The following is an 18,450-nucleotide window of genomic DNA, read 5'->3' on the forward strand; positions in this document are numbered from 1 at the left end:
GTTTGAGCAGCAGAAGCGCCGACGTAGCGATCATCATGGGCAGCCAATCAGATTGGGCGACCATGTCGCATGCCGCCGAAACGCTCGCAGCGCTCGGCGTCTCCCACGAAAAGCGCATCATCTCGGCGCACCGCACGCCGGAGCGCCTCTACGATTTTGCCCGGGGCGCCAAGGCGGCGGGATTCAAGATCATCATCGCCGGCGCCGGCGGCGCGGCCCACCTGCCCGGCATGACCGCAGCGCTGACGCCACTGCCGGTGTTCGGCGTGCCGGTCGAGATCGAAGGCGCTTTCCGGCCAGGATTCGTTACTGTCCATCGTCCAGATGCCGGCCGGAATTCCTGTTGGCACGCTCGCCATCGGCAAGGCCGGAGCCATCAACGCAGCGCTGCTGGCCGCCGCCGTGCTGGCGCTCGGCGACCCGGAACTCGCAGCCAGGCTCGATGCATGGCGGGCCGCTCAGACGGCGAAGGTGGCCGACGCCCCCACGGACGCATCGTGACGCAAGCCCTCGTAGCAGGCTCGACCATCGGCATCATCGGCGGCGGCCAGCTCGGCCGCATGCTGGCGATGGCGGCGGCCCGGCTCGGCTACCGAACGATTATTCTCGAACCGCAGGCAGACTGCCCGGCCGCGCAGACCGCCAACCGGCAGATCGCTGCCGCCTATGACGATCGCGCCGCACTCGCCGAATTGGCTGCCGCTTGCGACGTGGTCACCTACGAATTCGAGAATGTTCCGGTCGAAGCGGCGAAATTCCTGGCTGCGGCCGTGCCGGTGCACCCGCCGGCCCGCGCGCTTGAAGTCGCCCAGGACCGCCTCGCCGAAAAGACCTTCCTGAACGGCATCGGGATATCCACAGCCGATTTCCGTCCTGTGGATAACGACCGCGACCTGGCGGCGGCGCTGGCGGCGTTCGGCGGCAGCGGAATACTGAAGACACGCCGCATGGGCTATGACGGCAAGGGCCAGCGGGTCTTCCGCGAGTTTGCCGGCGATGTCGCAGGCATTTTCGACGCGATGGGCGGCGTTCCGCTCATTCTGGAGTCGTTCGTTTCATTCGAGCGCGAAATTTCGGTGATCGCGGCGCGGGGCGCCGACGGCGCGTCGGCCGCCTACGATCCGGCGGAAAACATCCACCGCGCCGGCATCCTCCACACCTCCACCGTGCCGGCCTCGATCCGGCCCGACACCGCAAAGGCGGCGGTCGAGGCGGCTTTCGCGATCCTGCGGGCGCTGGATTATGTCGGCGTCATCGGCGTCGAACTTTTCGTGCTGCCCGACGGCAGCATTCTATCCAACGAGATCGCGCCGCGCGTTCACAATTCCGGCCACTGGACCGAGGCCGCGTGCGCCGTCTCGCAGTTCGAGCAGCATATCCGCGCGGTCGCCGGCCTGCCGCTCGGCGACACGCGGCGCCATTCCGACTGCCTGATGGAAAACCTTATCGGCGACGATGTTCTCCGCGCCGAAGCGCTTCTGGCGGAGCCCGACCTTGTCCTGCATCTCTACGGCAAGTCCGAGGTCCGCCCCGGCCGCAAGATGGGTCATTTCACGCGGCTGAAGCCGAGGGGCATTTAGTTGGCTGTGTCGATTATTCCGCACGCACACGCGAAGTGGCGCCGCATGGTTGCTGAGTGGGAAGCGCTCGATCCCGGAACCATGACAAGTCGCAGCGGGCGGTTGACACACGCCAGCCACCTCGTCTATGAGCCAGTCACGAATTTGGGCGCGCTCTTGGGCGCGTCTTTTAGTTAGGCCCGATAAGGCCCCATTCGACAGGCAAGACCATGAAGATCAAAAACTCGCTCAAGGCCCTCAAGGGTCGCCATCGCGACAACCAGCTGGTTCGCCGCAAGGGCCGCGTCTACATCATCAACAAGACCGCGCCGCGCTACAAGGCTCGCCAGGGCTGATCGCGCCTTCACGCGAAATTCAGTTTGACGTTCTGCGGCGCGGGGTTAGATTCCGCGCATGCGGAACTTTTTTGCATTTCTGCCAGCAGTTGCCCTTACGATCGCGCTAGCACCTGCCAGCGCTGCCGAAACGGCGGCTCCTCCCCCCACTGAACCAGTTGCCGTCGCGAAGCCCGAAAACCGCCTCGAAACGCTGTATGGCGAGTTGAAGCGCCAGCGAAACGAAAAGGCGGCCGAGCGCATCGCCTCCAGGATTTTCGAGGAGTGGAACCACTCCGGCAGCGCGTCCATCGATCTGATGATGCTCTGGTCGCAAAAGGCCATCGAGGCGGAGAAGTTCGACGTCGCCCTCGATTTCCTCGACCAGGTAGTGACGCTGTCGCCCGATTTCGCCGAGGGCTGGAATCGCCGCGCCACCGTCCACTTCATGATGCGCAGTTTCGGCAAGTCGATGGCCGACATCGACCGCACGCTGCAGCTCGAGCCGCGCCATTTCGGCGCGCTGGCCGGCATGGCGCAGATCATGAAGGAGCGCGGCAGCAAGGAACTGGCGCTTGAAGCATACCAGCGGGTTCTCGACATCTATCCTATGATGCGCAGTGCCCAGAACGAGGTCGCAACCCTTTCGGAAGAACTCGCCGGCGAAGGCATCTGAGGCGTCCCGGCGAGGACGCATATTCGTTTCGATTCGATTTCAGCTCCCGTTTCCGCTCCCTCCGGCCGAACATCTCCTGCGTGAACCTGATCTACGCCCTCGTCGCCTTTCTGCTCGCGCTGATGCTGGTTCTGGCCGGCGTCACTCGCATCGGAACGTGGCTGATCGAACGCCGCAATCCTCCCGTGGGCAGTTTCGCCGAAATCGACGGGGCCCGCCTGCACTACGTCCATGTGCCTGCGCCGGAAAATCCCGACCTTCCGCCGATTGTCTTCATCCACGGCGCCAGCGCCAATCTCCGAGACCAGATGATACCGCTGAAGCCGCTCCTGGAGGGTCGGGCGGAGATGCTGTTTCTCGACCGTCCCGGACACGGCTGGTCGGGCCGCGGGTCAGGCAACAATGAGAGCCCACCTGCGCAGGCCGCCACGATCGCAGCCCTGATGGACCAGCTCGGCATCGGGAACGCGATTATTGTCGGGCATTCCTTTGGAGGCTCGATCGCTGCCGCATTCGCGCTCGGCCATCCTGAGAAGACGCGCGGGCTAGCGTTCGCCGCCGCCGCCACCCATCCGTGGCCGGGCGGCAAGACTTCCTGGTATTACCATCTGACGACGATCCCCGTGCTCGGCCTGCTGTTTTCGGAAACCCTGGCAAACCCGATGGGTTCGCGGCGCATCGTCCAGTCCGCAACCTGCGTCTTCGCGCCCAATCCGGTGCCGGAGGCCTATCTCGACGATGCGGCGATCTCGCTGGTTCTGGAGACCCCGCGCCTTCCGCTCCAACGCGGTCGATGTCGAGGGGCTGTACCGCCATGTGCTGGAAGCCGCGCTGCGCTACCGCGAGATCGCGGCTCCGACAGTGATCATCTCAGGCGACTACGACACCGTCGTCTATGAGGAGTTGCACTCGGTGGGGCTTGCCCGCGACATCCCCGGCGCGGAACTCGTGTGGGTGAAGAATCTCGGCCACAAGCCGGACTGGATCGCGCGCGACCTGGTTGTCGCGGCGATCGAGAAAGCCGCCGGGATCGATCGCGACCTTCCCGCTGCCGCCCGTGTGGTAGAGGCGCGGATCGCCGCCGACCGCTCCGGCGAAGGCGTCTGCATCAACGAGAAGGCGCCGACGGCGGAGCCGGAGTTGGCGCCGGAATAGCGAATAGCGAATAGCGAATAGCGAATAGCGAATAGCGAGAAAGTATCTCGCGGCGAGCGCGAACAAGGAATTTTTCTTCCCTATTCGCTATTCGCTACTCCCTATTTGCTACGTTCCTTCACACCCCATGCCCGTCCGTCCCAACATATGCGATCCGCAGCATGTTGGTGGCGCCCGGCGTGCGCAGCGGCACGCCGGCGGTGACGATCACGCGGTCGCCGGAACCCGCGAACGTCTCGGCATAGGCGATGCGGCAGGCGCGGTCGACCATGTCGTCCAGGTCGACGGCGTCCGGCGTGACCACGCAATGAGTGCCCCAGACCAGCGACAGCCGCCGCGCCGTCTCGACGACCGGCGACAGCGCGATGATGGGCACCTGCGGACGCTCGCGCGCGGCGCGCAGGCCAGTCGTGCCGGAGGCGGTATAGGTGACGATCGCAGCCAGTTTAAGCGTCTCGGCGATCTGGCGGGCCGCGAGCGAGATGGCGTCCGCGCCGGTCGCTTCCGGCTCGGAGCGTTGTGCATTGATGATGCCGGGGAAGGTCGGATCCTGCTCCACCTTCTCGGCGATCCGGTTCATCGTCGCAACGGCTTCAACCGGATATTCGCCAGCCGCAGATTCGGCCGACAGCATGATCGCGTCGGCGCCTTCGAATACGGCGGTGGCGACGTCCGACACCTCGGCGCGGGTCGGCACCGGGGCGGATATCATCGATTCCAGCATCTGGGTGGCAACGACCACCGGCTTGCCGGCGCGGCGGCAGGCGCGCGTGATCTGCTTCTGGATGCCGGGCACCGCCTCGAGCGGCATTTCGACCCCGAGATCGCCGCGCGCCACCATGACGGCGTCCGAAAGCTCGATGATCTCGGCGAGCCGCGCGACGGCTTGAGGTTTTTCGATCTTGGACAGGAGCAGCGCCCGGCCGCGCGCGATCTTGCGCGCTTCGGCGAGATCCTCGGGGCGCTGGATGAACGACAGCGCCACCCAGTCCACGCCTGTGGACAGGACGGCATCGAGGTCGGCTCGATCCTTTTCGGTGAGCGCGCCGACCGGCAGGTCTGTGTCGGGCAGGCTGACGCCCTTCTTGTCCGAAATCCTGTTGCCGGCGATCACCGTGCAGACGATGGATCTGCCGTCGCTTCTGACGGCCTTCAGCTCCAGCTTGCCGTCGTCGATCAGCAGGCGGTGGCCCGCTTCAACGGAAGTGAGGATTTCCGGATGCGGCAGGTGCACGCGCGAGGCGTCTCCGAGCGCCGGATTGTCATCGAGCGTGAACGTCTGGCCCGCTTCGAGCGACACCTTGCCTGCCGCGAATTTGCCGACCCTGAGCTTCGGTCCCTGGAGGTCCGCCAGTATGCCGATGGGGCGGCCGAGCTTGGCTTCGACGGAGCGGATGCGCTCGACCAGCGTCCGCATCAGCGGATGATCGGTATGGCTCATATTGATGCGGAATGCGTCGGCGCCGGCCTGGAAGAGCTTTTGGATCATTTCCTCGGATGAGGAGGCGGGACCGAGCGTGGCGAGTATCTTGACCTTGCGGCTGCGTCTCATTGAGGGGGTGTTCCCGTGACGGCGGTGGCGCCGTCCGTTGCGGGCTCGTCGGTGAGCTGGACCATCCAGCTCGCCTGCTCGCCCGTGTCGTATTCCTGGAAACCGGCGCGCTGGAAACCGCGAGCGACGCAGTCGTTGACGCCGGCGATCTTGAACTCTTTTTCGGCCACGCACATGTTGATCGGGCCGTCCCAGCGCCCGCCGCGCTCCGCGTCTTCCGCATATAGATAATAGAACCGCGACGACAACGGGCCTTCGATGAGCGTCTTGCAGGACGAGCCTTCAATGTGCCACCAGCCCTCGGTCACCCAGCCGGCCTTGGCGCGGTAGCCGATGCCGACGCCAACGAGATTCTGCGTGGCGTTGCAGACGCGGAAATCGGCAAATGCGGCGGTGGCGGAAAAAAGCGGGACAACCAGGGCAAGGGTCAGCGCAGCCAAGGCGGAGCGAACCCGCGTGCCTCCGGCCATGAACATTCCCAAACTCCTCGATCGCGCGGCAATCATCTTCGAAGCCCCTTTTCGGAAAAGTCCGGGCGCATGTCAACGCGCGCAACCGGGCCTATCCAATCGATTTAGAGGCCGCCGCGCAGCGCTTCGTTCCGCCCGTTGCCGATTTCGGCCAAAAAGATTGGCGAAACAACGGCGTTGCGCAAGACAACGCTTCGTGGAAAGACAGCCGAACTCCTTCAACGACCGGTTTCCGGGACGCTTCCAGCCCATGCGATCTGCAGTTTTCGCTCCTTTCGAGATCATCGACGGCGACCGCAAGCGCGGCATGGTTCTGTTGGCCGACCATGCGCGGCGCGAGCTGCCCGAGGAATATGCCGGCCTGGGACTGCCGGCGGAAGAATTCCAGCGCCACATCGCCTATGACATCGGCGTCGAGATGGTGACGCGCAAGCTCGCGGCGCTCACCGGCGCGCCGGCGGTGCTGGCCAACTTTTCAAGGCTGCTGATCGACCCGAACCGCGGCGAGGACGACCCGACGCTGATTCGCCAGCTCTATGACGGCACGGTTGTGCCCGGCAACTATCCCATGGCCGAGGAAGAGCGCGAAAGGCGGCTCGAACGCTACTACCGGCCCTATCATGAAGCAGTCGGCGCGCTCGTTTCTTCGGTGGCGAAAGAATCGGGCGCGGCGCCTTTCATCTTCTCCGTACATTCCTTCACGCCGATCATGCAGGGCCATGTGCGCCCGTGGCAGGTCGGCGTGCTATGGGACATGGACCATCGCGCCGCTTGGCCGCTCATCGAGATGCTGGCAGCGGACCACACACTGACCGTCGGCGACAACGAGCCCTATGACGGCGCGCTGCGCGGCGACACCATGTTCCGGCATGCCATCGTCAACGGCTACGCGCATGCGCTGATCGAGATCCGCCAGGATCTGATTGCCGAACAAGCCGGCGCCGACGATTGGGCGGCGAGGCTCGCCCCGATCGTTGACGCCATCAACGCCCGCTCCGATATACACGAGGTAAGGCAATTCGGCTCGCGTACCGGGCCGGTGTGAAGGATCCTTCCCATGACGCAATTGACCGACGAGCAGAAGCGCGATTTCGAGGCGGCGGCCTTCCGCACACTGGTCGAGCATCTGCGGACCCGCAGCGACGTTCAGAACATCGACATGATGAATCTTGCCGGCTTCTGCCGCAACTGCCTGTCCAACTGGTACGGCGACGCTGCAAACTCAGCCGGCGTCGACATGTCCAAAGACGAATCGCGCGAAATCATCTACGGCATGCCCTATGCCGAATGGCAGGCGCTCCACCAGACCGATGCTTCCGAGGCCAAGAAGGCCGAGTTCGAAGCCAGGCGCCCCAAGGACCACTGAGTTTCTCTTCCTCTCCTTGGGAGAAGGATTCCGCCCTTGACCCCTCTCGCGCCATCGGGCATCGAACGCTCCACCTTGAGCCGCGAGTCGCGGACCCCTTCCCCTGGAGAAAAGCATGGCCGACGAGATCACCGAAACCAGCCAGACTGTTGCCGCCGGCCAACTCCGCGCCTTCATCGAGCGCGTCGAGCGGTTGGAAGAGGAAAAGCAGACGATCGCCGATGACATCAAGGAGGTGTTCGCGGAAATGAAGGGCACCGGCTTCGACACCAAGGCGGTCCGCACCATCATCCGGCTGCGCAAGAAGGATCAGGCCGAGCGCCAGGAAGAGGAAGCGATCCTCGACCTCTACAAGGCCGCCCTCGGCATGGAATGAGGCCGGATGCTGGCGTGGGCGGCCTTTGACCGCCTTCCCAGCGTTCCGGATTCACCTGAAGGCGATCATGCTGACTATGATGAAGACCGGAATCAACACGGCACCCGACCACAGCATGTAGCCGAAGAAGCTCGGCATGCGCACGCCTTGCTGGCGGGCGATGGCGTAGACCATGAAATTGGGCGCGTTGCCGATATAGGTGTTGGCGCCCATGAACACCGCGCCGGCAGAAATCGCCGCAAGCGTGGTGCCGAGCGTGGTCATCAGCGTCTCCGGATCGCCGCCGGCGAGTTCGAAGAAGACCAGGTAGGTCGGCGCATTGTCTAGGAATGACGACAGCAGGCCGGTCATCCAGAAATAGGCGAAATCGTTCGGGCCGCCGTCGGGGCCGGTCACCAACGCCACGAGCGGCGCGAGCGCGCCTTCCGCGCCGGCCCGCAGGATCGCGATGACCGGGATGATGCAGATGAAGATCCCGGCGAACAGCTTCGCCACCTCCAAAATTGGTCCCCAGTTGAAGCCGTTGGCGCGGCGGTATTCTTTCTTCGTGACATAGAGCGAGATCAGCGCCAGCGCCACGATGATGCCGTCGCGCACCAGGTTCTGCAGCTCCACCTCCACGCCCTCGAAGGTGAAGGCGGTTCCCGGCTTCCACACCGCGGACATCAGGATCGCAGCAATCACGCCGGCAAGCAGCGGAATGTTGGCGAGGCCGCGAAGGCGCACCTTGGTGTCGGGCGTCGGATCCTTGATCTTGGGCATGCCCTCCTCGCGAAGGTGCAGGACGATGTCGATCACGACGAAGGCGGTAAGCACGAGCGCGCCGACGATCAGCGTTTGGGCCCACAGATTGGCCGTCGTCCAGAAAAAGTCGACGCCGCGCAGGAAGCCGACGAACAGCGGCGGATCGCCGAGCGGTGTCAGCGAACCGCCTATGTTGGAAACCAGAAAGATGAAAAACACCACGACGTGGGCGTTGAGCGGCCGGTTGTCATTGGCCCGGATCATCGGTCGGATCATGATCATCGACGCGCCGGTGGTGCCGACGACCGAGGCGAGGCATGCGCCTATGACCAGCAGCACGGCGTTCATGGCCGGCGTGCCGTGAATGTTGCCCGCGACGAGTATGCCACCCGAAATGGTGAACAGCGCAAACAACAGGATGATGAACGACATGTACTCGAGGAGCACCGTATGCAGGACCGCCACGGTCGTTGCTTCGGTCCCGAACGACAGCGCCATCGGCACCACGACCAGCGCCGACCAGACGGCGGTGATCTTGCCGTAGTGGTGCTCCCAAAAATGCGGGTAGAGCAGCGGGCCGGTGGCGATCGAAAGCAGGATGCCGGCGAAAGGCAACGCCCAGAGAAGCGACATTGTCTCGCCGGGCAGGCCGTGTACTTCCGCTGCCGCGGCCGGACTTGCGGTCGCCGTCAAGGCAAGGACAAGTGCGCCGGCGGCCGCCGCCGCATTGCTCGAGACCCGCATTCGATTCATTCTCCCCGCATTGCGATAGCCGGCGTCTAGCATGGCAGGATGCGAGCGCCAAATCGCTCCGTCCCCCTTTGACAACGCGCCGCGCCCGGCCGATTAACGGGGCCTGAAAGTAGCAGCGCAAGGCAGGCCGGGAATGTCGTTTTTTGCGTCACGCTGGCGCGGCGAAGCGCCGCTCGATCGCCTGTTCTGGCGCGACATGGTGCTGGTCGGCACCTTGCTGAATTTGCTGACGACCGCCGCTGCGATTCTGATGCTCGGGCTGAAGGCACCGATGGCGGCTGTGCTTGCGGTGCATTTTTTGCCCCTGCCCTACAATCTGTTCCTGTTCGCCGCCGTCTGGCGCACGGCTGACGCCACGGGCAATGCCAGGGCTGCCTTCTTCAGGAGCGGCGCGCTTCTGTGGCTGGTCGCCGCGACGGTCATCTGACGCGATCAGGCGATGGCGGCGAGATAGCGGTCGACCGACACGGCAACCGCCTGCTTGCCGCCGCCGATCACGTTGGTGTTCCACCAGGCGCCGTAAATGTCGTCGAAATCGAACGGCTCGACCGCTGCGGCGATCTTGCGTACGGCCGCCGCGTTCAGCGGGATGTGGTTCGGATAGCTGTACATGAAGCTGACATGGCGGCGGGTCGGCACGACCTGCAGAATGTCGCCGGCGAGGAGGGCGTTTCCCCGGCCGCGCTTCCAGTGCAGCACCTGGCCGCCTGCGAAATGCCCGCCGCAACGGATGAGCGTCAGCGACGGGTTGATGGCGAGCGTTTCGCCTTCCCAGCTGACGATCGACGGATGCGGCCGCATGATCCACTGGCGGTCGTCGGAATGCAGATAGATCGGCACGCCGCCGAAGGCTTCGCTCCAGTCGACCATCACCGAGTAATAGTGGCTGTGCGAGATGGCGATCGCCTGCAGACCGCCGCGCCGCGTGATCTCGGCCACCGCCTCGTCGCTTACCATCGAGACGCAGTCCCACAGGACATTGCCGTGCGGCGTTTCGGCGAGCAGCGCGCGCTGGCCGATGGCGAAGCGCGGCTCGATGCCGAAGGCGAGCACGCCGGCATCCTCCCGCATCACTAGATTGTGGCTGTCCGCCAGCTCCCGCGCGGTGGTCCAGGCCTGGCCCTCCCAGCGCACATATTGCCGCTCATCCTCGCAGACCGGGCAGCGCTCGGGCGGCGTATCGCGTTTCGCGAACTGGACGCCGCATTGCATGCAGATGAAGCAGGTCATGCCGCTCTCAGGCAGCCGGCTCGAAGTTGAGCGCCACGCCGTTGATGCAATAGCGCTGGTAGGTCGGCGGCGGCCCATCCGGGAAGACATGGCCCAGATGGCTGCCGCAGCGGGCGCAGTGGACTTCGGTGCGCGCCATGCCGAGGCTGCGGTCGGTCGTCGTCTCCACGGAACCCGGAACCGGGTCGTTGAAGCTCGGCCAGCCGGTTCCGCTTTCGAATTTCAGCTTAGATTCGAACAGCGGCTGGTCGCAGCCGGCGCATTTGAAGGTGCCGGCGCGCTTCTCATAGAGCAGGGCGCAACTGCCGGGGCGCTCGGTGCCGTGCTGGCGCATGATGTAATATTGCTCAGGTGTCAGCTTCGCACGCCATTCGGCGTCGGTGCGGGTGACGGGGTAGCGATGCTCGTCCATTTGACCTCCTGCCTTTGCGGCTTGCTGTCGCCTCAACATAGGTATTCGTCGTGGGTGCGCCTAGCCTGCGGTGCGTCCTTCAATGCTTCCTCGACAGTTCCCTGGTCGCGCTTTCCAGCCCGGCCAGGGTCAGTGGATACATGCGGTTGGCAAATATCTCGCGGACGATGGCGATCGAATGCGTGTAGCCCCAGTGCTTCTGGGTAATTGGATTCACCCACACCGCATTCGGCCATTGCTGGAGCACGCGGGCGAGCCAGAGCGCGCCGGCTTCCGCGTTCCAGTGCTCGACGGAGCCGCCGGATTGCGCGATTTCATAGGGGCTCATCGAGGCGTCGCCGACGAAGATCACCTTGTAGTCGTGGCTGTATTTGTGGAGCACGTCGAAGGTCGGGATCACCTCGGAATGACGGCGGCGATTGTCCTTCCACACACCCTCGTAGAGGCAGTTGTGGAAATAAAAATATTCGAGCTGGCGAAACTCCGCCCGGACCGCCGAAAACAACTCTTCCACCACCTTGATGTGGTCGTCCATCGAGCCGCCGACATCGAAGAACATCAGGAGCTTGACCGCATTGCGCCGCTCCGGTCGGGTCTTGACGTCGAGATAGCCGTGCTCGGCGGTGGCGTGGATGGTGCCGGGCAAGTCGAACTCCTCCTCAGCACCCTCGCGCACCCAGCGGCGCAAGCGCTTCAGCGCGATCTTGATGTTGCGCGTGCCGAGTTCGACGGAATCGTCGAAATTTTTGAACTCGCGCTTATCCCAGACCTTTACCGCGCGTCGGTGGCGGCTTTCGTGCTGGCCGATCCTGACCCCTTCGGGATTGTAGCCATAGGCCCCAAACGGCGAGGTGCCGCCCGTGCCGATCCATTTCGAACCGCCCTGATGCCGCCCCTTCTGCTCCTCCAGCCGCTTCCTTAGCGTCTCCATCAGCTTCTCGAAGCCGCCCAGCGCCTCAACCAGCTTCTTCTCGTCGTCTGTCAGGTGCTTTTCGGCCAGGCGGCGCAGCCATTCTTCCGGGATGTTCGCGACGTCGATCCCCGCCTCGCCGGAGACCGCCTCGACGCCCTTGAACACGTGCGAGAATACCTGGTCGAAGCGGTCGATGTGGCGCTCATCCTTCACCAGCGCCGACCGGGCGAGATAATAAAATCCCTCGACATCGTACTGGACCAGCCCCGCATCCATGCCTTCGAGCAGCGTCAGATATTCCCGCAGCGAGACGGGAATTTTCGCGACCTTCAGTTCGAGGAAGAAGGGGATGAACATGGGGTCCAGACCCTAGTGCGGCGGCAACAAATCGTATTCGATGAAGCCCGTCCTTCGCGCCACGCGGTCGTAGAGTTTTCGCGCGGTGGCGTTGGTCTCGTGGGTCATCCAGTAGACATTGGCGACGCCCCTGGCCTCTGCGTGGCCGCGGACTGCCTCGATCAGCGCCGCGCCTGCGCCTGAGCCCCGCGCGTCCGGATCGGTGAACAGATCCTGCAGGTAGCAATTGCCCTCCAGCGACCAGCAGGAGCGGTGATAGAGGAAGTGCACCAGGCCGACAGGCTTGCCGTCGAGGAACGCCAGAAAACCTTTCGGCTCGAATTCGCCTTCGGTGAACAGCCGCTTCCACGTCGTCTGGTAGACCTCCTCCGGCACCGTCGCCTCGTAGAAGGTGAGGTAGTCGGTCCACAGCCGCCGCCATTCGGCATGGTCGGACTGCTCGAGCGGGCGGATGGTGATTGCGGTCATTTTCTCTACCCCTGCCTTCGCGCCATGAATGCCAGCCGCTCGAAGAGATGCACGTCCTGCTCGTTCTTCAAAAGCGCGCCGTGCAGTTTCGGCAGCGCGTTCTTCGGGTCGGCCCGCAGATCCTCCGGTGCGATGTCGTCGGCCACGAGCAACCGTATCCAGTCGAGCGCTTCGGAAGTGGACGGCTTCTTCTTGAGGCCGGGCACGTCGCGGATCTCGTAGAACTGCGTCAGCGCCGCGCGCACCAGGTTCTGCTTGATGCCGGGATAATGCACGTCGACGATTTTTGTCAGCGTCTCGGCGTCGGGAAAGCGGATGTAGTGGAAGAAGCAGCGGCGCAGGAAAGCGTCGGGCAGCTCCTTCTCATTGTTGGAGGTGATGATGACGATCGGCCGGTTTTCGGCGCGGATCGTCTCGCCGGTCTCGTAGACGAAGAACTCCATGCGATCGAGTTCCTGCAGGAGGTCGTTGGGAAACTCGATGTCGGCCTTGTCGATCTCGTCGATCAGCAGCACCACCTTGCGATCGGCGGCGAAGGCGTCCCAGAGCTTGCCGCGCCTGATGTAGTTGCGGATATCGTTGAAACGCTCGTCGCCGAGCTGGCTGTCGCGCAGCCGCGACACCGCGTCATATTCGTAGAGCCCCTGCTGCGCCTTGGTCGTCGACTTGACGTGCCACTCGATCAGGTCGAGGCCGAGAGCGGCCGCCACCTGCCGGGCAAGCTCGGTCTTGCCGGTACCGGGCTCGCCCTTGACCAGCAGCGGCCGCTCCAGCGCGATCGCCGCATTGACAGCCACCATCAGATCCTTTTCGGCGACATAGGCCGCCGTGCCTTCAAAACGCATTCGCTGCTCCATGTTTTGCGCCGGACAGTAGGGTCGGGTGCGGGAGAGGGCAAGGGTGCCGGCGAAGGGGAGGTGGTAGGGCGCGGTAGGGCTGGGGGAGTATCTCCCTTCTCCGCTTGTGGGAGAAGGTGGCCGACCCTGAGCTTGTCGAAGGGGCGGTCGGATGAGGGGTGTTGGACGGAGTGCCACGTCCATTGTTAGTCGCATTGTGAGAGCTCAATCTTCGCCGCCTCATTTCTTCCAACACCCCTCATCCGCCTTCACTTCGTTCAGGCACCTTCTCCCACAAGGGGAGAAGGGAGAGGCATGCACTTCTCCCTCGCCACGCTGCGTTTCCGCCCTGGCTATTGTGGGAAAATGGGAAGACGGGCGGGCAGGAAAGCACCGCACGAATTCGTAAAGAAGAACAGGCACTCCCATGCCCGCCCGTCCGGTGTCTGTCGCCACGGTCGACCGGTCACGCGCCCCGCTCCATGTTCTTTCCATGGACAATGACGCGCGGATGATCCGCCTCCTGTGCGATCACGCATTGGTGCCTGACCCACAGCATGCCGGCCCGTCGGACGCCCTCGGAGACGTGGATACCGAACCCACGCCGGGAGGTCACCGCCATTCTGCCTGATACCCGGTGCGCACCAGGTCCCGCCAGAACGGTGAGGAGATTATGCGCGAGGGGCAGGGGGGTGGGGACAAACGGGGATGCGAAGATTCTTCTCGCCGGCTGTCATGCCATTGATCCGCAACAGTTCTTTTTGCGAACGAGCCGAAATGGAAGTGGATTCTATCCACAGTTGGGTGACAGTGCGTTCCGCGAACCGGCGGCCTGCCCGGCCCTCCGCTATGGCTCCGGGCGTTCGAAGCTCAAAAAGCCAAATCATTGGCTTTTTGCCGGCTTCGCCGGACAGCCCTGCCGGGTCCCCGCTGCTTCGCAGCGTCCCGGCGTTCGCTGCCTTTCGCCCTGCCACCGGCATGGCGAATTCGCGTTCCGCGAACCGGCGGCTCACCCCATGGAATCGATCTTGCGCTGCATGGCGGCGATCTGTTCCTTCAGTTCCTGAAGGTCGTCGGCTTTCGGAGAGGCTTCCTTCTTCGCCGGCTCGGGGGGCGCGGGCGCAGTCGAGCCGGCCGGCGGGAAGGGCGTGAACAGGCGCATCGCATTCTGGAACATCTCCATGTTGCGCCGCGTCTGTTCTTCCAGCGCCTTAAGCGGGGCCGGCATCTTCATCATGTCGATCGGCCCCTTGCCGAGCGCCGACTTCATCTGCTCGCGAAATCGCTCCTGCTCCTTGGCGAAAGCACTCATCGACTGTTCGAGAAAACTCGGCACGATCATCTGCATCTGGTCGCCATAGAAGGCGATGAGCTGGCGCAGGAACGGGATCGGCAGCATGTTCTGGCCGTCCTTGTTCTCCAGCTCGAAAATGATCTGCGTCAGCACCGGATGGGTGATGTCGTCGCCGGTCTTGGCGTCCTGGACGGTGAAATCCTCGCCCTTCTTGACCATCTCGGCCAGGTCTTCCAGCGTCACATACGTGCTGGTGCCCGTATTGTATAGCCGTCGGTTGGCGTATTTTTTTATCACAACCGGATCGTCTTTTGCGGGCATTCACATTCCTCCCAGGAAGTCCCGGGCTTGCGTAAGCAGCCGGTAACGATTGCGCCGCAAACAGGATATGCGCAAAAGCTTCATAATTCCAAGCGCTTTGTGCAGTGCGAAAGCGCATGCTGCAGTCATGCTGCGCAGAACGGCGTCTCACGCCGCACGCCAGCGGTCCGATGCAGGGCAATTCGATTTGACTCGGCTGGTGGAAAGGGCAAGAAAAGCCTGAACCCTGCACCAGCCCGGAGACGAAAATGTCCGCTTCGAACGCAATCGTAGTCGCCAGCGCCGCCCGTACGCCTGTCGGTTCCTTCAATGGCGCCTTCGCCAACACCACGGCGCACGAGCTCGGCGCGGTCGTGATCAAGGAGGTGCTGGCGCGCGCCGGCGTCGACGGGCAGGAGGTCGACGAGGTCATCCTCGGCCAGGTGCTGACTGCCGGCCAGGGCCAGAATCCGGCCCGCCAGGCATCTATCAACGCCGGCCTGCCGAAGGAGACGACGGCCTGGGGCCTGAACCAGGTGTGCGGCTCGGGACTGCGCGCTATCGCGCTCGGCATGCAGCAGATCGCCACCGGCGACGCAAAGATCATCGTCGCAGGCGGCCAGGAATCGATGTCGCTGTCGCCGCACTGCCAGCATATGCGCGCCGGCGTGAAGATGGGCGATTTCAAGCTGATCGACACGATGATCAAGGATGGGCTGTGGGACGCCTTCCACGGCTACCATATGGGCACGACGGCCGAGAACGTCGCCCGCCAGTTCCAGATCACCCGCGAAGCGCAGGACGAGTTCGCGCTCGCCTCGCAGAACAAGGCGGAGGCAGCGCAGAAGGCCGGAAAGTTCAAGGACGAGATCGTTGCGGTGACGGTGAAGGGCCGCAAGGGCGACACCATCGTCGACCAGGACGAGTATATCCGCCACGGCGCAACGATCGAGGCCATGCAGAAGCTGCGCCCGGCCTTCGACAAGGACGGCACGGTGACCGCGGCCAACGCGTCGGGGCTGAACGACGGCGCGGCGGCAACCGTGCTGATGACGGAGGCCGAAGCCTCGCGGCGCGGGATCACGCCGCTGGTGCGCATCGTTTCCTGGGCGACGGCCGGCGTCGATCCGCAGGTCATGGGCACCGGCCCGATTCCGGCCTCGCGCCGCGCGCTGGAAAAGGCCGGCTGGTCGATCTCCGACCTGGACCTGGTCGAGGCCAACGAGGCGTTCGCCGCGCAAGCCTGCGCGGTCAACAAGGACCTCGGCTGGAATCCCGAAATCGTCAACGTCAATGGCGGCGCCATCGCCATCGGCCACCCGATCGGCGCATCCGGCGCGCGCATCTTCAACACGCTGGTCCATGAGATGAAGCGCCGCGGCGCCAAGAAGGGCCTCGCCACGCTGTGCATCGGAGGCGGCATGGGCGTGGCGATGTGCGTGGAGGCGATGTGAAGACGAGCGAATAGGGAGTAGCGAGTAGGGAATTAGCTCCTGGCGATCAGGCATTCTTCCCTATTCGCTACTCCCTATTCGCTACTCGCTAATAAATGGAGGAGGACCACCAATGACCAGAACCGCACTAGTCACCGGCGGATCGCGCGGCATAGGCGCGGCGATCTCGATCGCGTTGAAAAAAGCCGGCTACAACGTTGCCGCGAACTATGCCGGCAATGACGAGGCGGCGAAGAAGTTCACCGACGAGACCGGCATAGCCACCTACAGGTGGTCGGTGGCCGATTACGATTCCTGCGTCGCCGGCATCAAGGCGGTCGAGGAGGATCTCGGGCCGGTGGACGTCCTGGTCAACAATGCCGGCATCACCCGCGACGCGCCGTTTCATAAGATGACGCCGCAGCAGTGGAACGAGGTCATCGGCACCAATTTGAACGGCGTCTTCAACATGACGCATCCGGTGTGGAACGGCATGCGCGAACGCAAATTCGGCCGCGTCATCACCATCTCGTCGATCAACGGCCAGAAGGGCCAGTTCGCGCAGGCGAACTATTCGGCGGCAAAGGCGGGCGACCTCGGCTTCACCAAGGCGCTGGCGCAGGAGGGCGCGCGGGCGGGGATCACCGTCAACGCGATCTGCCCCGGCTATATAGCCACCGACATGGTGATGGCCGTGCCGGAGAAGGTGCGGGAATCGATCATCGCGCAGATCCCGGTCGGGCGGCTCGGCGAAGCGGACGAGATCGCGCGCTGCGCCGTGTTTCTCGCCTCCGACGAAGCCGGTTTCATCACCGGCTCGACGATCACCGCCAATGGCGGGCAATATTTCGCCTGATCGGCGACGCTGATATCGCAAACGCCGGGCCGATTGTGCCCGGCGCTTTCGCGAGAAATCTTGCATCAGCAGGAAATGAAAACGGCGCCACAAGGGCGCCGTTTCTCCGACATGCCGTGGGTTCAGGCCGGCGTGCCGGCGGTCGCGCCGGGACGCTTTTCGAACAGCGCGTTGTTGGCAAGCCCGGCAAGGGCGGCGCCGACGATGGGCGCGACCCAGAACAGCCAGAGCTGCTGGATCGCCCAGCCGCCGACCAGCAACGCCGGTCCGGTCGAGCGCGCCGGGTTCACCGAGGTGTTGGTCACCGGTATCGAGATCAGATGGATGAGCGTCAGCGTCAGGCCGATGGCGATCGGCGCGAAGCCGGCGGGCACGTCGCCCGAGGTGACGCGCAGGATTATCATCAGGAACATGAAGGTCAGCACGATCTCGGCAACGAGCGCCGCGCCCATCGAATAGCCGCCGGGCGAGTGCTCGCCATAACCGTTGGAAGCGAAGCCGCCCGCCAGCGAGAAATCCGCCTTGCCGCTGGCGATGAGATAGAGGACCACCGAGCCCGCGACCGCGCCGACGATCTGGGCGGCGATGTAGGGAACCAGGTCCTTCGCCGGAAACCGCCCGCCGACAAAAAGGCCGACTGAGACGGCCGGATTGAAATGGCCGCCCGAAATGCCGCCGACGGCGTAAGCCATCGTCAGGACCGTCAGGCCGAACGCGAACGATACGCCCAGCAGCCCGATGCCGACATCGGGGAAGGCGGCGGCGAGGACGGCGCTGCCGCAGCCGCCGAAGACAAGCCAGAACGTGCCGAGGAACTCTGCGAAAAGACGCTTGGACATGGTGATTTTCCCTCCTGGTACCACCGCCGAAGAAGGCCACAAAAATGCGAAAAACACAATCGGAGGATGCAACAGGATGCTCCCCGCAAGTCACGCGAGGGCTGTCGGCCAGATGAGGAGAAACGGAGCGTCTGTGCGCTGACGGCACAGCTTCGTTAACGCAAGCGAGGTGCCGTGCGGCGGCGGCGGCGCCGATCCCGGTTTTCTGGACGCCGCTCTCCGCTCCGCCACAAGATGTAGCCATGAACAAAGCCGGAAACCTGCTCGACAAGCGATTCGTCGCCGCTTCGTTCCGCCTTTGATCGAAGCGTTAACGGAATTTGCGTCCGGCGCTGCGTCCGACGCAAGGAACCGGAAAGATTTCGGCGCCGTCCACCGCCATCACCCGTTAGGCGACGGTCGATGGCAGGCGTCGACGGGCAAAGATTAACGCAAGCGGAAAATCCGGTCCGATCGGCCGCAATTGCGATTCACGATGTGGATCGGAAAAACCTGTCAAGGCCCAGATGTTGTGGCGAACAAAGCG

19 protein-coding genes and 2 pseudogenes are annotated in these 18,450 nt (G+C 63.9%); 11 read left to right on the forward strand and 10 right to left on the reverse strand.

Annotated elements, in window-relative coordinates:
* Positions 1-35 precede the first annotated feature (35 nt).
* The 5 genes and pseudogenes from purE to ACG873_RS22085 all read left to right on the forward strand — a co-directional run bounded on the left by purE (position 36) and on the right by ACG873_RS22085 (position 3,725).
* Positions 36-501, forward strand: a pseudogene (gene purE / locus ACG873_RS22065) (5-(carboxyamino)imidazole ribonucleotide mutase).
* Positions 447-1,580 carry a 5-(carboxyamino)imidazole ribonucleotide synthase gene (locus tag ACG873_RS22070; RefSeq protein WP_394887620.1) on the forward strand — a complete coding sequence of 378 codons (1,134 nt, stop codon included), beginning with the start codon at positions 447-449 and terminating at the stop codon, positions 1,578-1,580. The pseudogene purE and the gene ACG873_RS22070 overlap by 55 nt, the downstream one beginning before the upstream one ends.
* A gap of 209 nt (positions 1,581-1,789) precedes the next feature.
* Complete coding sequence (gene ykgO, locus ACG873_RS22075) at positions 1,790-1,915, forward strand: type B 50S ribosomal protein L36 (protein WP_047568381.1); 126 nt, start codon at positions 1,790-1,792, stop codon at positions 1,913-1,915.
* Positions 1,916-1,973: 58 nt separating this feature from the next.
* Positions 1,974-2,570 carry a tetratricopeptide repeat protein gene (locus ACG873_RS22080; protein ID WP_394887622.1) on the forward strand — a complete coding sequence of 199 codons (597 nt, stop codon included), beginning with the start codon at positions 1,974-1,976 and terminating at the stop codon, positions 2,568-2,570.
* A gap of 80 nt (positions 2,571-2,650) precedes the next feature.
* Positions 2,651-3,725 (forward strand): annotated as a pseudogene (locus tag ACG873_RS22085) (alpha/beta fold hydrolase).
* A 118-nt stretch (positions 3,726-3,843) separates the two neighbouring features.
* On the opposite strand, the gene pyk reads toward ACG873_RS22085, so the two are convergent.
* Positions 3,844-5,277 (reverse strand): pyruvate kinase, encoded by a 1,434-nt coding sequence (gene pyk, locus ACG873_RS22090; RefSeq protein WP_394887624.1) that lies wholly within the window; start codon positions 5,275-5,277, stop codon positions 3,844-3,846.
* The gene (locus ACG873_RS22095) at positions 5,274-5,753 is read right to left on the reverse strand and encodes a DUF1036 domain-containing protein (protein ID WP_394887626.1); all 480 of its coding nucleotides are present in this window, start codon (positions 5,751-5,753) and stop codon (positions 5,274-5,276) included. Before ACG873_RS22095 ends, pyk begins: the two co-directional genes overlap by 4 nt.
* 244 nt (positions 5,754-5,997) lie before the next feature.
* Here ACG873_RS22095 and ACG873_RS22100 point away from each other — a divergent pair, with 244 nt between their 5' ends.
* The 3 genes from ACG873_RS22100 (at position 5,998) to ACG873_RS22110 (ending at position 7,489) form a co-directional block, all read left to right on the forward strand.
* Complete coding sequence (locus tag ACG873_RS22100) at positions 5,998-6,792, forward strand: N-formylglutamate amidohydrolase (RefSeq protein WP_394887628.1); 795 nt, start codon at positions 5,998-6,000, stop codon at positions 6,790-6,792.
* 12 nt (positions 6,793-6,804) lie between these two features.
* Positions 6,805-7,113: a DUF1244 domain-containing protein gene (locus ACG873_RS22105; RefSeq protein ID WP_394887630.1), complete on the forward strand. Its 309-nt coding sequence runs from the start codon at positions 6,805-6,807 to the stop codon at positions 7,111-7,113.
* Positions 7,114-7,228: 115 nt separating this feature from the next.
* Positions 7,229-7,489 carry a DUF2312 domain-containing protein gene (locus tag ACG873_RS22110; RefSeq protein WP_008834845.1) on the forward strand — a complete coding sequence of 87 codons (261 nt, stop codon included), beginning with the start codon at positions 7,229-7,231 and terminating at the stop codon, positions 7,487-7,489.
* A gap of 51 nt (positions 7,490-7,540) precedes the next feature.
* Here the strand turns inward: ACG873_RS22110 and ACG873_RS22115 are convergent, their stop codons facing one another.
* Positions 7,541-8,977 carry a sodium:proton antiporter gene (locus ACG873_RS22115; RefSeq protein ID WP_394887632.1) on the reverse strand — a complete coding sequence of 479 codons (1,437 nt, stop codon included), beginning with the start codon at positions 8,975-8,977 and terminating at the stop codon, positions 7,541-7,543.
* Between the two features lie 142 nt (positions 8,978-9,119).
* Between ACG873_RS22115 and ACG873_RS22120 the strand changes: the two genes are divergently transcribed.
* On the forward strand, positions 9,120-9,413 hold the full coding sequence (locus tag ACG873_RS22120; RefSeq protein ID WP_394887634.1) for a hypothetical protein: 294 nt from the start codon (positions 9,120-9,122) through the stop codon (positions 9,411-9,413).
* Between the two features lie 5 nt (positions 9,414-9,418).
* On the opposite strand, the gene ACG873_RS22125 is transcribed toward ACG873_RS22120, so the two are convergent.
* The 6 genes from ACG873_RS22125 to phaR form a co-directional block, all read right to left on the reverse strand.
* Positions 9,419-10,216 (reverse strand): MBL fold metallo-hydrolase, encoded by a 798-nt coding sequence (locus ACG873_RS22125; protein ID WP_394887636.1) that lies wholly within the window; start codon positions 10,214-10,216, stop codon positions 9,419-9,421.
* 7 nt (positions 10,217-10,223) lie between these two features.
* Positions 10,224-10,628: a peptide-methionine (R)-S-oxide reductase MsrB gene (gene msrB, locus ACG873_RS22130; protein ID WP_394887638.1), complete on the reverse strand. Its 405-nt coding sequence runs from the start codon at positions 10,626-10,628 to the stop codon at positions 10,224-10,226.
* A 79-nt stretch (positions 10,629-10,707) separates the two neighbouring features.
* Positions 10,708-11,898: a vWA domain-containing protein gene (locus ACG873_RS22135; RefSeq protein ID WP_394887640.1), complete on the reverse strand. Its 1,191-nt coding sequence runs from the start codon at positions 11,896-11,898 to the stop codon at positions 10,708-10,710.
* 12 nt (positions 11,899-11,910) lie between these two features.
* On the reverse strand, positions 11,911-12,366 hold the full coding sequence (locus tag ACG873_RS22140) for a GNAT family N-acetyltransferase (RefSeq protein WP_394887641.1): 456 nt from the start codon (positions 12,364-12,366) through the stop codon (positions 11,911-11,913).
* A 5-nt stretch (positions 12,367-12,371) separates the two neighbouring features.
* Positions 12,372-13,211 carry an AAA family ATPase gene (locus ACG873_RS22145; RefSeq protein ID WP_394887642.1) on the reverse strand — a complete coding sequence of 280 codons (840 nt, stop codon included), beginning with the start codon at positions 13,209-13,211 and terminating at the stop codon, positions 12,372-12,374.
* Between the two features lie 1,000 nt (positions 13,212-14,211).
* Entirely contained in the window at positions 14,212-14,817 is a 606-nt protein-coding gene (gene phaR, locus ACG873_RS22150; protein WP_394887644.1) for a polyhydroxyalkanoate synthesis repressor PhaR, read from the reverse strand.
* A 248-nt stretch (positions 14,818-15,065) separates the two neighbouring features.
* Between phaR and ACG873_RS22155 the strand changes: the two genes are divergently transcribed.
* Entirely contained in the window at positions 15,066-16,250 is a 1,185-nt protein-coding gene (locus tag ACG873_RS22155; RefSeq protein WP_394887645.1) for an acetyl-CoA C-acetyltransferase, read from the forward strand.
* Between the two features lie 112 nt (positions 16,251-16,362).
* Positions 16,363-17,085 (forward strand): acetoacetyl-CoA reductase, encoded by a 723-nt coding sequence (gene phbB / locus ACG873_RS22160; protein WP_394887647.1) that lies wholly within the window; start codon positions 16,363-16,365, stop codon positions 17,083-17,085.
* A gap of 122 nt (positions 17,086-17,207) precedes the next feature.
* Here phbB and aqpZ read toward each other — a convergent pair whose 3' ends face one another.
* Entirely contained in the window at positions 17,208-17,924 is a 717-nt protein-coding gene (gene aqpZ / locus ACG873_RS22165; RefSeq protein WP_394887648.1) for an aquaporin Z, read from the reverse strand.
* Between the last annotated feature and the right edge of the window lie 526 nt (positions 17,925-18,450).

The sequence above is a fragment of the Allomesorhizobium aridi genome, from assembly GCF_043769475.1.
Classification (GTDB): domain Bacteria; phylum Pseudomonadota; class Alphaproteobacteria; order Rhizobiales; family Rhizobiaceae; genus Allomesorhizobium.

What these genes read in the sequence shown, in the direction of transcription:
- phaR (WP_394887644.1), bottom strand. Translation starts at nt 14,817, where the DNA reads ATGCCCGCAAAAGACGATCCGGTTGTGATAAAAAAATACGCCAACCGA.
- msrB (WP_394887638.1), bottom strand. Translation starts at nt 10,628, where the DNA reads ATGGACGAGCATCGCTACCCCGTCACCCGCACCGACGCCGAATGGCGT.
- pyk (WP_394887624.1), bottom strand. Translation starts at nt 5,277, where the DNA reads ATGAGACGCAGCCGCAAGGTCAAGATACTCGCCACGCTCGGTCCCGCC.
- phbB (WP_394887647.1), top strand. Translation starts at nt 16,363, where the DNA reads ATGACCAGAACCGCACTAGTCACCGGCGGATCGCGCGGCATAGGCGCG.
- ACG873_RS22105 (WP_394887630.1), top strand. Translation starts at nt 6,805, where the DNA reads ATGACGCAATTGACCGACGAGCAGAAGCGCGATTTCGAGGCGGCGGCC.
- ykgO (WP_047568381.1), top strand. Translation starts at nt 1,790, where the DNA reads ATGAAGATCAAAAACTCGCTCAAGGCCCTCAAGGGTCGCCATCGCGAC.
- ACG873_RS22100 (WP_394887628.1), top strand. Translation starts at nt 5,998, where the DNA reads ATGCGATCTGCAGTTTTCGCTCCTTTCGAGATCATCGACGGCGACCGC.
- ACG873_RS22155 (WP_394887645.1), top strand. Translation starts at nt 15,066, where the DNA reads ATGTCCGCTTCGAACGCAATCGTAGTCGCCAGCGCCGCCCGTACGCCT.
- ACG873_RS22120 (WP_394887634.1), top strand. Translation starts at nt 9,120, where the DNA reads ATGTCGTTTTTTGCGTCACGCTGGCGCGGCGAAGCGCCGCTCGATCGC.
- ACG873_RS22070 (WP_394887620.1), top strand. Translation starts at nt 447, where the DNA reads ATGGCGGGCCGCTCAGACGGCGAAGGTGGCCGACGCCCCCACGGACGC.
- ACG873_RS22110 (WP_008834845.1), top strand. Translation starts at nt 7,229, where the DNA reads ATGGCCGACGAGATCACCGAAACCAGCCAGACTGTTGCCGCCGGCCAA.
- aqpZ (WP_394887648.1), bottom strand. Translation starts at nt 17,924, where the DNA reads ATGTCCAAGCGTCTTTTCGCAGAGTTCCTCGGCACGTTCTGGCTTGTC.
- ACG873_RS22140 (WP_394887641.1), bottom strand. Translation starts at nt 12,366, where the DNA reads ATGACCGCAATCACCATCCGCCCGCTCGAGCAGTCCGACCATGCCGAA.
- ACG873_RS22115 (WP_394887632.1), bottom strand. Translation starts at nt 8,977, where the DNA reads ATGCGGGTCTCGAGCAATGCGGCGGCGGCCGCCGGCGCACTTGTCCTT.
- ACG873_RS22125 (WP_394887636.1), bottom strand. Translation starts at nt 10,216, where the DNA reads ATGACCTGCTTCATCTGCATGCAATGCGGCGTCCAGTTCGCGAAACGC.
- ACG873_RS22080 (WP_394887622.1), top strand. Translation starts at nt 1,974, where the DNA reads ATGCGGAACTTTTTTGCATTTCTGCCAGCAGTTGCCCTTACGATCGCG.
- ACG873_RS22095 (WP_394887626.1), bottom strand. Translation starts at nt 5,753, where the DNA reads ATGTTCATGGCCGGAGGCACGCGGGTTCGCTCCGCCTTGGCTGCGCTG.
- ACG873_RS22135 (WP_394887640.1), bottom strand. Translation starts at nt 11,898, where the DNA reads ATGTTCATCCCCTTCTTCCTCGAACTGAAGGTCGCGAAAATTCCCGTC.
- ACG873_RS22145 (WP_394887642.1), bottom strand. Translation starts at nt 13,211, where the DNA reads ATGCGTTTTGAAGGCACGGCGGCCTATGTCGCCGAAAAGGATCTGATG.